This is a genomic window from Nocardia sp. NPDC050413, assembly GCF_040655475.1.
Lineage (GTDB): Bacteria > Actinomycetota > Actinomycetes > Mycobacteriales > Mycobacteriaceae > Nocardia > Nocardia coubleae.
In genome coordinates this window covers 697,342-711,017 of record NZ_JBFAJZ010000002.1, presented here as the reverse complement: position 1 = coordinate 711,017, position 13,676 = coordinate 697,342, and the positions used below count along the sequence as shown (strand labels likewise).

Below are 13,676 nucleotides of genomic sequence, written 5' to 3'. Positions count from 1 at the left end.
CTCAGGGCGACCGGTAGTGGGTGGCGAGGGTGGTCGCGCGGTCGTGCAGGGTGGTGCGCAGCCATTGCGGTGCAAGGATTTCCGCGTGGGTGCCGAGTTGCCAGAGTGCCCATTCGGCATGACGCGGGTCTTGGAAGGTCAGCTCGAGGCGGAGTCGGCCGTCGGCCTCGACCGTTTCGGAGCTGAGTGTCACCGCCGTGCCGATGAGTTCCGCACGGCGGGTGGGGTTCACCCGGACGTCGACGGCGACCTGGTCGCTGCCGGCCCGGAACCGGGTGCTGCGTTCCCGCCAGGCCTGATCCAGGTCGATGTCCTCCGGCCGCTGCGCGGGTTCGGGCAGTTCCTCCGCGTCGAGGATGCGCGACAGGCGGTATGTGCGGTCCTCCCCTGACCTGGTGGCAAGCAGATAGCTCTGGTCGGCGACGGTGACCAAGCCGATCGGGTCCACGGTTCGCCACTGCGCGGACTGGTCGACGGCGGCGTAGTTGATGCGCAATCGGTGCCCGGTCAGCACCGCGCGGCGGACCTCGGCCACCACGGCGTCGGGCAGGTCCTCGGGTACGACGCGACGCGACAGGAGGTCGGTCTCGGGGTCGACCAGCAGTCGCCGGGCGGCGCCGGTCGCGGTGTCGCGATAGCTCTCGGGCAGTGCGTCGACGACCTTGCGCATGGCCGACGCCAGCGCGCCGCCGAGGCCGAAAGCTTGTGCCCCGCGCCGTGATCCGGCGACGAGCAGCGCCAGCGCCTCGTCGTGATTCAGCCCGGTGAGTTCGGTTTGAAAACCGGGGAGCAGGGCGAACCCACCGTGCCTGCCACGTTCGGCGTACACCGGCACGCCTGCCGCGGAGAGGGCCTCGATATCGCGCAGCACGGTGCGAGTGGAAACCTCCAACTCGCGGGCCAGCACGTCCGCGGTCAGCCGGCCGTGTCTGCGCAGCAGCAGCACGAGGGAGACAAGCCGGTCGGCGCGCACTCGCGAAAGATTACCGGGAATACACGACAGAGGATGTCGTGTATTGCTGACAGGCTCAGCTGCGTCACAACGACCCATCACACGAGAGGTGCCTCGCATGGCGCACACCATCGTCAACCCCGACGGCCTGCACAATCCGGTTCCGTTCGGCTACAGCCACACCGCCGCCGTCCCGGCGGGCACCGAGCTGGTCTTCGTCTCCGGCCAGTACGGTTCCGACGCCGACGGCGCGGTCGTCTCCGGTGACTTCGCCGACCAGGTGAAGCGGACCTTCGACAACATCGCCACCGCCCTGGCAGCCCACGACTTGGATCTCAGCCACGTCGTCGCGCTGCGTACCTACGTGGTGAACCACGATGTCACGAAACTCGGCCCGATCGCAGGTGCCGTCGCCGAGCACTGGGGCACCACCCCACCCACCCAGACACTCATCGGTGTCGTGGCGCTCGCCACCCCCGATGTGCTGTTCGAGGTGGAAGCGGTCGCGGCCCGGCCCTGACGCGGTCCTCACCCCACCGCGTGCCCGATGCGCTCCGCCATCGCGCGCAGTCGCGCGGACAGCTCGGGCGAGTCGTGTACCCGGAACGCGACTCCGAGCGAAACCAATTGCCGGGCAAGCCAATCGGCGTCGTCGTCGCGGACGCCGGTGAGGCGGCAGGTGGAGGCACCGGTGGCGTGCAGTGTGGCGGGGTCCTCGCCGAGTCGGCCGGTGACCCGGGCGAGCGGGGCGTCGATGGTGACGTCGGCCCGGTACGGGGCGGTGGCCCAGTCGGTTCGGCGTCCCGCCACATAGTCGGCGGCGTCGGCCGCGGGTAGCTCGCGCGCGGTGATCCGGGCACCGGTCGGGTGCGGGTGGGCGATCCGGTCGGCGCGGTAGGTGCGCCAGGCGTCTCGGTCGAGGTCGTAGGCGACGAGATACCAGCGCCGACCGGACGCGACGACGCCGACCGGTTCGGCGTGGCGGCGGGACTCGGCGCCGTCCGCGTCGAAGTAGCCGAAGCGCAGCCGTTCCCGGTTGGCGACGGCCGCGGCGAGCGTGGTGAGGACCTCTGGGTCGACGGTCGGCCCGTCACCCACCCGCACCCCGACCGCGGCACCGACCACCCGCACCCGTCGGCGCAGCTTCGCGGGCAGCACCTGCTCGAGTTTGGTCAGCGCCCGCACCGACGCGTCCGCGATCCCACCGACCGCCTGCCCGGTCGCCACCCGCAGCCCGACGGCGACCGCGACCGCTTCGTCCTCGTCGAGTACCAGCGGCGGCAGCGCCGACCCGGCGGTGAGGCGGTAGCCGCCGCTCGCGCCCAGCGCGGCGAGCACCGGGTAGCCGAGCTCGCGCAACCGGTCGATATCGCGGCGCACGGTCCGATCGGTGACGCCGAGGCGGTCGGCGAGTTCGCTGCCCGGCCATTCGCGTGGCATCTGCAGCAGCGAGAGCAATCGGAGCAGTCGGGCGGCGGTGTCGGTCACGATGTCGATTCTCGCGCACATCTAGGACCGATCCTGTCCTAGACGCCTCGTAGCGTCGGATTCACACCGATCACGAGGAGTTCCGAATGACTGCCCGCCCCTTCCACATCGACATCCCGCAGACCGATCTCGACGACCTGCGCGACCGGCTGGCCCGAGCCCGATGGACCCCCGAACTGCCGGGCGACGGCTGGGAACGTGGCGTGCCTGCCGCGTACCTGCGTGAGCTCGCCACCTACTGGGCCGACGAATTCGATTGGCGGGCACAGGAAACCGCGCTCAACGCCTACCCGCAGTTCCACACGACCATCGACGACCTCGACGTGCACTTCGTCCACGTGCGCTCCCCCGAGCCCGATGCGGTGCCCCTGCTGCTCACTCACGGGTGGCCCAACACCTTCGCCGAATTCACCCGGGTCATCGGTCCGCTGACCGATCCCCGCGCGCACGGTCTCGATCCCGCCCTCGCTTTCGACGCGGTCGTCCCGTCGGTGCCCGGCTTCGCCTTCTCCCAGGCGCCGCGCGAGGCCGGGATGACCACCGCACGAGTGGCCGGGATGTGGACGCAGCTCATGGACCGGCTCGGCTACCAGCGCTACGGCACGCAGGGCGGTGACCTGGGCGCCTACATCGCACCGGAGATGGCGCTCGCCGCCCCGGAGCACGTGATCGGGGTCCATCTCGACGGTGGAATCGGCATGCCGACCGAAGCCGACGTCCCCGCGATGTCGGCCGAGGACCGCGCCGAGTGGGATCAGATGCAACTGTGGATGACCGGCGGCGTCGACCACCACACCCTGCTGCGCGCCGCACCGCAGACCTTCGCGCTGGGCTGGAACGATTCCCCGGTCGCGCTGCTGGCGTGGATGATGCAGAAGTTCCAGGAGTTCACGCCGATGGCCGAGCTCGCCGAGGACGTGATCGACCGGGATCACCTGCTCACCACGGTGTCGCTGTACTGGTTCACCCAGACCACCGGCACGTCCTCGTGGCCCATGTACAACGGGCTGCGTGATGGTGGTTTCGGCTGGCCGACCGGCCAGAACCTGGTGCCGACGGGCGTCTACGGTGGCGGCTCGCCGCTCATGCGCAAGCTCGCCGAACGTGACAACAAGATCACCCACTGGCCGTCGGGCAACCCAGGCAACCACTTCGTGGCGATGGAGGAACCCACGGCGCATGTCGCAGACATCCGGGCGTTCTTCGCCGCCCTGCACTGACAGGCAAAACCCGCCGGTCGACCTACCGCATGCTCGCGTCGGGCACGGTCGGCGGGCACGGCGCCCCCGGTACCGTCACCAACTCGAAGTGCCACCACTCGTTGTCGAAAGTCCGGCACAGCCCCCAGCCATTGCCGTTGGCCTCGAGCCACTGGGCGCCGATCTGCGGGCCGACATCGACCGCGTGGCCGGAGACGTGGGTCGATTCGGCGGGCGGGAGGACCCAGCGGCGGGCCTCCTCGGGGGTGCCGTGGGTGGCCAGGCCGTCCTGCCACAGCGCTTCCTGCTGTTCGGGGGTGCGGTAGCCGGAGGTGACCGACAGCGGCACGCCCTCGGCGTGGGCCTGCTGCTCGGCCAGGGTGTAGGCCAGGGCGAGCGGTGGGTCGAGGCCCTCGGTGCCCGCGGCGGACTGGACCTGTTCGCGCTGATCGGGGTCGGCCGTTGCGGTGCCGGTAGCCGTCATCGCGGCGACCGCGCTCACGCCGACCAGGATGCGGAGAACAGAGTGCATGCCGGAATCCTATCGACCCCGGTTCGGCGCGGTTCGGCTCACCCGGATCGGCGCCACCGGTCGATCTCGCGACCGACCTCGGTGACGGGCGGCTCGCGGTAGAGCCATTCGCGGGCCAGCAGGTGCCAGTTCGCGGTGGCCCGCAACTGGCCGAGGGTGGCGAAGGTGAACAGGTCGGCCCGGCGGGAGAACACGTGCTCCGGCGGCAGCAACTGCCGGTGCATGCCGTGGAACTGCGACGAACGCGGGTCGACCGCGAGCAGCAGTGCGCCGGTGGCCAATTCGGGGGTGATGGTGACGTCCTCGTCCAGCAGGTGCCAGCCCGTGGCGGCCCACACGTAGGCCAGGCTCTCCTCGACCGACACCCCGGCGCTCGGGTCGATGATCCCCCGGTCGACCCACGCGGTGTACAGGTCCTCACCGCGCCCCTCGGCGGCCGCACGCAGCACGTCGCGCTCGAAATCGACATGCGCCGGGTCCATCTGCTTGTACAGGCCGAAGTCGACGAAGGCGAGCTTTCCGTCCGCGGCCAGCAGCATGTTGCCCGGATGCGGGTCGCCGCAGAACTCGTTGTCGACGAACAGGCTGGAGATGTAGAACCGGTAGATCAGTTCGCCCAGGTGGTCGCGGTCGGCGTCGGGCAGCGTGCGCATGTGCGAAAAGGGTTGTGAATCGACGTATTCGGTGACGAGCACATTGTGCGAGCAGTGTTCGACGATCGCGTCGGGCACGGTGATGAACGGGTGTCCGCGATACCGCCGCGCCACCCGGTGCTGGGTACTGGCCTCGCGTTCGTAGTCCAGCTCGCTGCGCAGATTGTCGGCGATCTCCTCGAGCACACCCGTGTCGGCCATGCTCGGCAGCACGGATCTGCCCATCTTGCTGAGAAATTCGAGGTTGCCGATATCGGCGTGGACGGCGCGCTCCACCCCGGGATACTTCACCTTCACCGCGACCACGCGCCCGTCGCGCAGGGTGGCCCGGTGCACCTGACCGATCGACGCGGCCGCGATGGCGGTCTCGTCGAAGTCGGCGAAGACGCCGCCGAGCGGTCCGAGATCCTCCTCGATCACCGCACGCATGGTGGGGAACGCGACCGCGGGCGCCTTGTCCTGCAGTGCGGCCAACTGGGCGCGGAAATGTTCGCGATGTGATTCGGGAACGAAGTCGAGGTCGAGCACCGAGGCCATCTGCCCCAGCTTCATCGCCGACCCCTTCATGCTGCCGAGGACCGTGACGATCTGCTGCGCGGTCGTCATCGCCGAGCGCTCGGCCAGGACCTGCCTGGCCTCCTCGGTGCGACCGATCATCGACAGTCGTCTGCCGACCCCGCGCACCGCCTGGCCCGCGGCGAACTGTCCGAGCTTGGCGCCGCGCGCCACTCGGCCCCCAGGAATTCCAGCGGGCATAGCCACCCCGTTCACCGTATGTCGCCGGTCACGTTACACCGCGACGGCTGGACGCACGACCAGAAGACCCCGGCGCCCGCGATCACGCAGCCGCCGGGGTCCTCGGCAGCGGGTCTCTACACGCGTTCCTTGGAACGGGTACGCACGCGCAGGGCGATCGGCTTGGAGGTCTCGGCGAAGAAGTCGTTGCCCTTGTCGTCGACGACGATGAAGGCCGGGAAGTCCTCGACGTCGATCTTCCAGACCGCCTCCATGCCGAGTTCGGGGTACTCGAGCACCTCGACGTTCTTGATGCAGTCGAGGGCCAGGCGCGCGGCCGGGCCGCCGATGGAACCGAGGTAGAAGCCGCCGTGTTCCTTGCACGCCTTGGTGACCTGGGCGGAGCGGTTGCCCTTGGCCAGCATGATCATCGAACCGCCCGCCGCCTGGAACTGGTCGACGTAGGAGTCCATGCGACCGGCGGTGGTCGGACCGAACGAGCCGGAGGCGTAACCCTCGGGGGTCTTGGCCGGGCCCGCGTAGTAGACGGCCATGTCGCGCAGGTACTGCGGCATCGGCTCGCCCGCGTCGAGGCGTTCCTTGATCTTGGCGTGCGCGATATCGCGGGCAACGACCAGCGGGCCGGTGAGCGAAAGCCGGGTCTTCACCGGGTATTTCGACAGCTCGGCGCGGATCTCGTCCATCGGGCGGTTCAGGTCGATCTGCACCACGTCGCCGCCGAGGATGTCCTCGGTCTGCTCCGGAAGGTACTGCGCCGGTTCGGTTTCCAGCTGCTCGAGGAAGATGCCGTCCTTGGTGATCTTGGCAAGGGCCTGGCGGTCGGCCGAGCACGACACCGCGATGGCGACCGGGCAGGAGGCGCCGTGGCGGGGCAGGCGGACCACGCGCACGTCGTGGCAGAAGTACTTGCCACCGAACTGGGCGCCGATGCCGAACTCACGGGTGAGCTGGAAGACCTCTTCCTCCAGTTCGAGGTCGCGGAAGGCGTGACCGGTGATGGAACCCTCGGTCGGCAGGTTGTCCAGGTAGTGCGCGGAGGCGTATTTCGCTGTCTTCAAAGCGAATTCGGCGCTGGTGCCACCGATGACCACGGCCAGGTGGTAGGGCGGGCAGGCCGCGGTGCCGAGGGAGCGGATCTTCTCGTCGAGGAACTCGAGCATGCGCTCGGGGTTCAGGACGGCCTTGGTCTCCTGGTACAGGAACGACTTGTTGGCCGAACCGCCACCCTTGGCCATGAACAGGAACTTGTAGACCGGGTTGTCGGCGTCACCCTCGGTGGAGTACAGCTCGATCTGGGCGGGCAGGTTGGAACCGGTGTTCTTCTCCTCCCACATGGTGATCGGCGCGAGCTGGGAGTAGCGCAGGTTGAGCCGGGAGTAGGCGTCGAACACGCCGCGGCTGATCCACTCGGCGTCGTCGGCGCCGGTGAGTACGCCCTCGCTCTTCTTGCCCATCACGATCGCGGTGCCGGTGTCCTGGCACATCGGCAGCACGCCACCCGCGGAGATGTTGAGGTTCTTGAGCAGGTCGAGCGCCACGAAACGGTCGTTGCCCGAGGACTCCGGGTCGTCGATGATCTTGCGCAGCTGCCGCAGGTGCGCGGGGCGCAGGTAGTGGCTGATGTCGTGGATCGCCGTCTCGGTGAGCAGGCGCAGGGCTTCGGGCTCTACCTGCAGGAAGGTGCGGCCGTTGTGCTCGAAGGTGCTGACCCCCTCGGTGGTCAGCAGACGGTACGGCGTGTCGTCCGCGCCGATCGGCAGCAGATCGGAATAGCGGAACTCCGGCGCGGTCACGGATCGCACTCCTTCAGGCAGGTGGGCAGAGCATCGCAGAGCCTATCCACCACCGGCCGCCGACCTGCGGATTAGGCAACCCTTACTCAACATAAAGTATGGTCGAGGTTGCACGTTCAACACAAACGGTGCTACCCATTCTCCCGGGCGGTGGCGGGCGTGCGCCGTTCAATCCGTAGCTTGCACCGGCGAATCTGGAGCTCGATCGTGACCGATCCACAGTGGCTCGATGATGTCGAAATGCGCGCCTGGCTGGGCTATGTCCGTACCCGCGACCTGATCGCCGCGGCGATCGGGCGTGACGCCGGCCGGGCGGCCAATCTCAGTTATGTCGAATATTCCGTGCTGGTGTACCTAGCGGACGCACCAGGCCAGCGTTTGACCTTCGCTGACCTGGCGGGTGCGCTGGAGTGGTCGCAGAGCCGACTCTCACACCAGATCACCCGCATGCAGAAGCGTGGGCTGGTGGTGCGCGAGACGATGCCGCACGATCAGCGCCGCACCGTCGCGCGACTGACGAGCGCGGGCGGCCAGTTGCTCACCACGGCGGCCCCCGCCCATGTGCGCAGCGTGCGACGGCACATGATCGATGTGCTCGACCGCTCGCAACTGGCGGCGCTCGCCGAGATCTACGACGTGCTGATCGACCACCACCGCAGCGCGGCAAGGGAACTCGGCACTCACGTAGCAGCGAAGGAGGCGACACCGGCCGCGGACATGGCGTGAGTCAGGACCCCGAACTTCCGCCGCCGCCGCTCGAGTCGGGACGCTGCCCGAGCCCGCCGCGCAGGACCGTTCCGCCCGCGACCGGTGCTCCACGGTCGTAGACGTCGCCGGTGCTCGGCCGCAGGAAACTGCCCGCCGCCAGGGCGATCGTGGCGCCGACCGCCGGGTACACGAGCGTGTCGGTGTGCTTGTACCAGAACCGTTTATAGCTCGCGTCGGACGTGTCACACCGGTCGTCGGCCACCCGTTTGTTCGTCGCCGTCTCCACGCAGACCCCCACCGAGGCCGGGCGGGCGGCGGCGCTGGTGGTGGCGGGCGCGGAGGTGGTGGCGCGCGGGGTGGTCACCGGCGGGCGGGTGGTGGTCGTCGGGCGCTGGGCCGAACCCGGCGCACTGCACCCGGCCGACACCAGCGCCACCGCGACCAAGGCGGGCAGGGTGAAAGTCACACTGCGCGAACGCATTACCCGAACGTCCATGATCTCCCCCTCCGGCGACCGACAGGTCAACGCTCGACCATAGCGACCGGTTCCCGCCCGGACAACCCGTTCGCCCCTTGGTGAAATACGGCTTACCGCAATACTTTCTCGGCGGTGTTCGCGGTGCGGGCCGTGTCGGGGATACCGAGGGCGCGTTCGAAACCTTCCGGGACCACGATGTCGTCGCGGGTCAGGTCGGTGACCGAGGTTTTGCGCAGGCCGAGCAGGGCGGAGTCGATGCCGCCGCGCAGGATGTCGAGGACGTTCTCCACACCGGCCTGACCGTTGGCGGCCAGACCCCACAGGTAGGCGCGGCCGATGAGAACCGCGCGGGCGCCGAGGGCGACTGCCTTGACGACATCGCTGCCGCGCCGGATACCACCGTCGAGCAGGACCTCGATCTGGTCGCCCACAGCATCGGCCAGCACCGGCAGGGCGCGGATGGCGGCGGGGGTGCCGTCGAGGTTGTTGCCGCCGTGGTTGGACACCGAGATGCCCGCGACGCCGGCGTCCACCGCGCGCAGCGCGTCGTCGACTCGCATCACGCCCTTGAGCAGCACCGGGCCGTCCCACTGCGCGCAGATCCAGGCCACGTCGTCCCAGTCGGGGGCGGGTGTCTGCATCCATTCGCCGTAGGCGCCGAAGAAGCCGGGCGCGGCGCCGCCGCCGACGGACATGTTGGGTGCCGTGAGATCGGGGATGGAACCCGAGCGCAGGTAGGTGGCCAGCCAACGCGGGCGGGCGAGGGTCTGCGGTGCGAATTTCATCATGGTGCGCAGGTTCAGCGATTCGGGGATCTGCGGGCTGCCCCAGTCGCGACCGTGCGAGAAGGACCAGTCGAGGGTGAGGATCAGCCCGACCGCACCGGCGGTCTTCGCCCGTTCCATCCGTTCCAGGATCTGGTCCTTGCTGCCGCACCAGTACAGCTGGAAGAAGGTGGCGGGGTTGGCCGCGACCACCTCTTCGACCGGCTTGCTCGCGAACGAGCTGAGGCCCATGGCGATGCCGCGGGCGGCCGCGGCCCGTGCCACGGCGACCTCACCGTCGGGGTGCACCGCCTGCACGCCGGTCGGCGAGATCAGCACCGGCATCGAAACCTGTTGCCCCAGCACGGTTGTCGACTGGTCGCGGTCCCCGATGGGGCCCGCGCAGTGCGGTGCGAAACCGAGTTCGGTGAACGCGGTCTGGTTGTCCTCGATGGTCTGGCCCCGTTCGGAACCGGCGATCAGCGCGCCGTACACCGACTTCGGCAGCCGCTTGCGGGCGCGACGCTGCGCCTCGGCGACGGTCTCGAACCAGGGGTTCATCGACGTGGTCCTTCCTCGTTGTCACCCGGCCACCAATGGCCCAGGTCGTGCAGGAGCGCGGCGGTCGCCGCACTCAGCAGTTCGGTGCCCGCGGCGGCATTCGCCCCGGTCGGGTCGCCGAGAATTCCGTTGTGGCTCACCGCGGCCACCCCGCCCGTGCGCAGCAGCGGCAGCACCTCGGCGAGCGGGCGGGTGTCCCCCGGTTCGGCCAGCTCGGTGCGCACCCGGTCGGGCGCGAGGGCGAGCTGGAGGGAGGTTTCGGTGTGGCCCGCGTGCGCGTCGCCGCCGTAGCCGGGGCAGAACAGGCGCACGTCGCGCGATTCCGAGCGCAGCAGGGTGACCGCCCGGCGCAACGCCTCGACATTGCCGCCGTGGGCGTTGACCAGCACGATCCGCTCGAAAGTAGCGGTGGCCGAACGACACAGCTCCACCACGAGCAGCTCGAGCGCCGCCTGCCCGATCGACAGCGTGCCCGCGAATCCGGCGTGCTCACCGCTGGCGCCGTAGGGCACGGCGGGCGCGACGAGTACGTCGTGGCGAGCGGCGGCGGCCCGCGCGCACAGCGCCGAGGCGATGTCGAGATCGGTGGACAGCGGCAGGTGCGGTCCGTGCTGCTCGATGGCGCCCAGCGGCACCAGCAGGATCGACGCGCGACAGGCGTCGATCTCCGGCGATGTGAGCTGGGCCACGAACATGACCGAACATTAACGTCAGTCACTGACATAATCAAGACCGGACTCCACCCGGCGGCCCACTCCCTACGCTGTATCCATGTCAGCCCCGACCCAGCGCGGCCGCCCACCGCGCACCACGCGCCGCGCCCTGGAACTCATCGCGATGCGCCTGTTCACCGAGCACGGCTTCGAGGAGGTGACGGTCGGGCAGATCGCGGCCGAGGCGGGCGTCAGCGAACGCACCTTCTTCCGCTACTTCCCGAGCAAGGGCGAGGTGCTGTGGCACCAGTTCGACGACGAGGTGGCCGACCTGCGCGCGGCCTTCGCCGCCGTCGCCGACGATGAGCCGATGATGACGGCGGTGCGGAGGATCGTGGTGGCGGCCAACAGGTATCGCGCCGAGGACATCCCCGAACTGCGCACCAGGATGCGCCTGATCTCGGGAATCCCCGCCCTGTCGGCGGGCGCGGGCGCGCACTACGACGCCTGGGAACGCGCGGTCGGCGAATTCGCCGCGCGCAGGCTCGGCACCAGCGCCGACGACCTGATCCCCCTGGCCGTCGGCCGCACCACCCTGGCCGCCGCCCGTGCGGCCTTCGACGCCTGGCTCGAACGCGGTGACGCCGATCTCACCGTGTACCTGGATCGGGCCCTGGCGGCGCTGTCCCGCGGCTTCACCCCCGGATAGCCGGTTACCGGCAGGTTTGGACAGCACCATGGATGGGGTATGAGTAGGCTTCGGTCAACGTGTGCGGTGCGCACCTGGTGAAAACGTCGAAAGGGGCAGGAGCTTCCATGTCCGAGGTGTCAACGAGTCTTTCCGCGGATGCGCCACCGGCGCGCCCGGTGGACAACAACCTGCTCCCCCAGTTGGTCGAGCACCTCCGGCAGAACCGCACCGGCCTGCGTGAGGAATGGGCACGGCGCATCACCGAGGCCGAACTGCTCACCGCGATGACCCCGGAGGAGATCTTCTCCGAGGCCACCTCCATGTACGACAACTACGTCGAGGTACTGGTCACCGGTAGCGTCGAGGCCCTGCAGGCCTACGCCCGCGACCTGTCCGAGCGCATCATTCCCCGAGGCGTCGAGACCGACGAGGTCCTCGGGATCGTGCTGCTGCTGCGCGACGTGCTCGCCCGCTCGCTGTTCTCGAAGTACCAGTCCAACTTCGAGATGCTCAACCAGGTGCTCGACGCCTACGAGCCCGCCGCCAACCGCATCGCCAACACCGTGGGCGTGTCGTTCGTGCAGGAGCGCGAGCGCGTCATCAGCCGCCAGCAGGAAGCCATCCGCGAGCTGTCGACCCCGGTGCTGCAGGTGCGCGAACAGCTGCTCATCCTGCCCATCATCGGTGTGCTCGACTCCCAGCGCGCCCGTCAGCTCACCGAGCAGCTGCTGCGCGCCATCCGGGCCAATCGCGCCAAGGTGGTCGTCATCGACATCACCGGTGTGCCCGCCATCGACTCCGTGGTCGCCAACCACCTCGTGCAGACCGTCGACGCCTCGGGCCTGATGGGCGCGAGCGTCATCATCACCGGTCTGTCCTCCGAGATCGCGCTCACCCTGGTGACCATCGGCCTCGACCTGTCCAAGATGAACGCGGTCGGCGACCTGCAGGGTGGAATCGAAGAGGCCGAGCGGCTGCTCGGGTACGAGGTCACCCGGGTCACCGAGCGGCTGAGCGAGCGGGACGGGCGCTAGCAGTCCGCCATGCCGGTACCCATCCTGAAACAGGGCACATTCCTGATCGCCTCGGTCCAGTCGGCGCTGACCGACGCCGACACCGAGCGGCTGCAGGACGATCTCATGACGCAGGTCAGCCGCTATCGCGCGACCGGCATCATCGTCGACGTCACGGCCATCGACGTGATGGATTCCTTCGCCGCCCGTTCGCTGCGCACCATCGCCCACATGACCCAGCTGCGCGGCGCGGAAACGGTGATCGTCGGTTTACAGCCCGAGGTCGCGTTCGCGATGGTGCAGCTCGGCCTCACCTTCGAGGACATGCAGACGGCCCTCGACCTCGAAGAAGGTCTCGCCTGGCTGAACCGTCACCCGCGCAGCCGACGAGATGGTCGTGACAGTGGCCGCTGAGCAGGTCGCGATCGCAGTCAAGGTGTCCGAGGACATCGTGACCGCACGCCAGGCCGGGCACGAGCTGGCGGCTCACCTCGGCTTCACCCTCACCGACCGCACCATGATCTCCACCGCCATCTCCGAAATCGCCCGCAACATCACCAGTTACGCGGGCAGTGGCGAGATCCGCCTGCTCGTCGACATCCGCGACGGCCGCCAGAGCCTCGTGGTCCAAGCCGAGGACCAGGGTCCCGGCATCCGTGACATCCCGCGCGCGCTCGAGGACGGGTACTCCACCGGCCGCGGCCTCGGCCTCGGCCTGCCGGGCGCACGCAGGCTGATGGACGGCATCACCATCGATTCCGCCCCCGGTCGGGGGACGTTGATCGAAATGTGGAAGTGGGTACCCGACGGTGCATGAAGACGGGATCACCGGCCGCACGGAATGGTCGACGGCCGGCCGGGCACTACCCGGCCAGGACGTCTCCGGTGACCGTGGCGTCGTCCTCGACACCGGCGACGGCGGCGTGCTCTTCGGCGTACTCGACGGTCTCGGCCACGGCGCCGCGGCCGCGGACGCGGCCGATCGCGCGACCCTCGTGCTGTCGGAGAACCGCGGCGAACCACTGGATGTGCTGATGGTGCTGTGCCATCGGGCGATGTCCGAAACCCGCGGCGCCGCAATGTCGTTGGCGCTGATCGGGCCGGGCGACACCCTGCAGTGGATCGGCGTGGGCAATGTGGAGTCGCGGCTGCTCACGCTCGGTCCGGCGGGCCCGGAGCTGCGGGCGACCATGCTGCTCACCGGTGGCATCGTCGGCTACCGGCTGCCCGCGCATCTCCAACCGCAGACCCTGCCGATCAAACAGGGCGACCTGCTGCTGATGGCCACCGACGGTCTCGTCACCGCCGACGCCGACAAGATCGACCTGGCCAGGCCCGCGGCCGCCATCGCGGGCGACCTGCTCGCCCGCGACGCCAAGGACACCGACGACGCGCTGGTCCTGGCGGCCCGATTCCGGGGAGCAGGATCATGAGA

General features: G+C 69.2%; 16 protein-coding genes. 8 read left to right on the top strand and 8 right to left on the bottom strand.

The genetic code is table 11. From position 1 onward, the window contains the following. Nucleotide 1: 1 nt before the first annotated feature. Complete coding sequence (locus AB0I19_RS09305; protein ID WP_357146450.1) at nt 2–973, bottom strand: WYL domain-containing protein; 972 nt, start codon at nt 971–973, stop codon at nt 2–4. A gap of 97 nt (nt 974–1,070) precedes the next feature. Between AB0I19_RS09305 and AB0I19_RS09300 the strand changes: the two genes are divergently transcribed. Next, the gene (locus AB0I19_RS09300; protein ID WP_357146447.1) at nt 1,071–1,472 is read left to right on the top strand and encodes a RidA family protein; all 402 of its coding nucleotides are present in this window, start codon (nt 1,071–1,073) and stop codon (nt 1,470–1,472) included. Nucleotides 1,473–1,480: 8 nt separating this feature from the next. On the opposite strand, the gene AB0I19_RS09295 is transcribed toward AB0I19_RS09300, so the two are convergent. Beyond that, nucleotides 1,481–2,440, bottom strand: a complete 960-nt coding sequence (locus AB0I19_RS09295; RefSeq protein WP_357146444.1) for a YafY family protein — start codon at nt 2,438–2,440, stop codon at nt 1,481–1,483. An 86-nt stretch (nt 2,441–2,526) separates the two neighbouring features. Between AB0I19_RS09295 and AB0I19_RS09290 the strand changes: the two genes are divergently transcribed. Then, nucleotides 2,527–3,660, top strand: coding sequence for an epoxide hydrolase (locus tag AB0I19_RS09290; protein ID WP_357146441.1), 1,134 nt, complete (start codon nt 2,527–2,529; stop codon nt 3,658–3,660). Between the two features lie 22 nt (nt 3,661–3,682). Here the strand turns inward: AB0I19_RS09290 and AB0I19_RS09285 are convergent, their stop codons facing one another. From AB0I19_RS09285 to AB0I19_RS09275, 3 genes are all read right to left on the bottom strand, one after another. Continuing rightward, the gene (locus tag AB0I19_RS09285; RefSeq protein ID WP_357146439.1) at nt 3,683–4,171 is read right to left on the bottom strand and encodes a M15 family metallopeptidase; all 489 of its coding nucleotides are present in this window, start codon (nt 4,169–4,171) and stop codon (nt 3,683–3,685) included. Nucleotides 4,172–4,209: 38 nt separating this feature from the next. After that, nucleotides 4,210–5,580, bottom strand: a complete 1,371-nt coding sequence (locus tag AB0I19_RS09280) for an AarF/ABC1/UbiB kinase family protein (protein ID WP_357146736.1) — start codon at nt 5,578–5,580, stop codon at nt 4,210–4,212. A gap of 116 nt (nt 5,581–5,696) precedes the next feature. After that, nucleotides 5,697–7,373 (bottom strand): fumarate hydratase, encoded by a 1,677-nt coding sequence (locus AB0I19_RS09275; protein WP_174550282.1) that lies wholly within the window; start codon nt 7,371–7,373, stop codon nt 5,697–5,699. Between the two features lie 207 nt (nt 7,374–7,580). On the opposite strand from AB0I19_RS09275, the gene AB0I19_RS09270 reads away from it, so the two are divergent. Then, nucleotides 7,581–8,099 carry a MarR family winged helix-turn-helix transcriptional regulator gene (locus tag AB0I19_RS09270; RefSeq protein WP_357146436.1) on the top strand — a complete coding sequence of 173 codons (519 nt, stop codon included), beginning with the start codon at nt 7,581–7,583 and terminating at the stop codon, nt 8,097–8,099. A gap of 1 nt (nt 8,100) precedes the next feature. Here the strand turns inward: AB0I19_RS09270 and AB0I19_RS09265 are convergent, their stop codons facing one another. The 3 genes from AB0I19_RS09265 to mftE all read right to left on the bottom strand — a co-directional run bounded on the left by AB0I19_RS09265 (nt 8,101) and on the right by mftE (nt 10,579). Beyond that, nucleotides 8,101–8,577, bottom strand: coding sequence for a hypothetical protein (locus tag AB0I19_RS09265; protein ID WP_357146433.1), 477 nt, complete (start codon nt 8,575–8,577; stop codon nt 8,101–8,103). A gap of 92 nt (nt 8,578–8,669) precedes the next feature. After that, nucleotides 8,670–9,884 (bottom strand): pre-mycofactocin synthase MftD, encoded by a 1,215-nt coding sequence (mftD, locus tag AB0I19_RS09260; protein ID WP_357146430.1) that lies wholly within the window; start codon nt 9,882–9,884, stop codon nt 8,670–8,672. Beyond that, a complete protein-coding gene (gene mftE, locus AB0I19_RS09255; RefSeq protein ID WP_357146427.1) occupies nt 9,881–10,579 on the bottom strand; it encodes a mycofactocin biosynthesis peptidyl-dipeptidase MftE in 699 nt (232 codons plus the stop codon). Before mftE ends, mftD begins: the two co-directional genes overlap by 4 nt. A gap of 76 nt (nt 10,580–10,655) precedes the next feature. Between mftE and mftR the strand changes: the two genes are divergently transcribed. The 5 genes from mftR to AB0I19_RS09230 all read left to right on the top strand — a co-directional run bounded on the left by mftR (nt 10,656) and on the right by AB0I19_RS09230 (nt 13,674). Further along, a complete protein-coding gene (gene mftR, locus AB0I19_RS09250) occupies nt 10,656–11,246 on the top strand; it encodes a mycofactocin system transcriptional regulator (RefSeq protein WP_357146425.1) in 591 nt (196 codons plus the stop codon). A gap of 107 nt (nt 11,247–11,353) precedes the next feature. Beyond that, on the top strand, nt 11,354–12,262 hold the full coding sequence (locus AB0I19_RS09245) for an STAS domain-containing protein (protein ID WP_067492043.1): 909 nt from the start codon (nt 11,354–11,356) through the stop codon (nt 12,260–12,262). A 9-nt stretch (nt 12,263–12,271) separates the two neighbouring features. Next, nucleotides 12,272–12,655: an STAS domain-containing protein gene (locus tag AB0I19_RS09240; protein WP_067492042.1), complete on the top strand. Its 384-nt coding sequence runs from the start codon at nt 12,272–12,274 to the stop codon at nt 12,653–12,655. Next, a complete protein-coding gene (locus tag AB0I19_RS09235; protein WP_067492040.1) occupies nt 12,633–13,058 on the top strand; it encodes an ATP-binding protein in 426 nt (141 codons plus the stop codon). Before AB0I19_RS09240 ends, AB0I19_RS09235 begins: the two co-directional genes overlap by 23 nt. Next, on the top strand, nt 13,051–13,674 hold the full coding sequence (locus AB0I19_RS09230; RefSeq protein ID WP_357146423.1) for a SpoIIE family protein phosphatase: 624 nt from the start codon (nt 13,051–13,053) through the stop codon (nt 13,672–13,674). The genes AB0I19_RS09235 and AB0I19_RS09230 overlap by 8 nt, the downstream gene beginning before the upstream one ends. Nucleotides 13,675–13,676: the final 2 nt, after the last annotated feature.

What these genes read in the sequence shown, in the direction of transcription:
- AB0I19_RS09240 (WP_067492042.1), top strand. Translation starts at nt 12,272, where the DNA reads ATGCCGGTACCCATCCTGAAACAGGGCACATTCCTGATCGCCTCGGTC.
- AB0I19_RS09280 (WP_357146736.1), bottom strand. Translation starts at nt 5,580, where the DNA reads ATGCCCGCTGGAATTCCTGGGGGCCGAGTGGCGCGCGGCGCCAAGCTC.
- AB0I19_RS09290 (WP_357146441.1), top strand. Translation starts at nt 2,527, where the DNA reads ATGACTGCCCGCCCCTTCCACATCGACATCCCGCAGACCGATCTCGAC.
- AB0I19_RS09300 (WP_357146447.1), top strand. Translation starts at nt 1,071, where the DNA reads ATGGCGCACACCATCGTCAACCCCGACGGCCTGCACAATCCGGTTCCG.
- AB0I19_RS09245 (WP_067492043.1), top strand. Translation starts at nt 11,354, where the DNA reads ATGTCCGAGGTGTCAACGAGTCTTTCCGCGGATGCGCCACCGGCGCGC.
- AB0I19_RS09265 (WP_357146433.1), bottom strand. Translation starts at nt 8,577, where the DNA reads ATGGACGTTCGGGTAATGCGTTCGCGCAGTGTGACTTTCACCCTGCCC.
- mftR (WP_357146425.1), top strand. Translation starts at nt 10,656, where the DNA reads ATGTCAGCCCCGACCCAGCGCGGCCGCCCACCGCGCACCACGCGCCGC.
- mftD (WP_357146430.1), bottom strand. Translation starts at nt 9,884, where the DNA reads ATGAACCCCTGGTTCGAGACCGTCGCCGAGGCGCAGCGTCGCGCCCGC.
- mftE (WP_357146427.1), bottom strand. Translation starts at nt 10,579, where the DNA reads ATGTTCGTGGCCCAGCTCACATCGCCGGAGATCGACGCCTGTCGCGCG.
- AB0I19_RS09235 (WP_067492040.1), top strand. Translation starts at nt 12,633, where the DNA reads ATGGTCGTGACAGTGGCCGCTGAGCAGGTCGCGATCGCAGTCAAGGTG.
- AB0I19_RS09285 (WP_357146439.1), bottom strand. Translation starts at nt 4,171, where the DNA reads ATGCACTCTGTTCTCCGCATCCTGGTCGGCGTGAGCGCGGTCGCCGCG.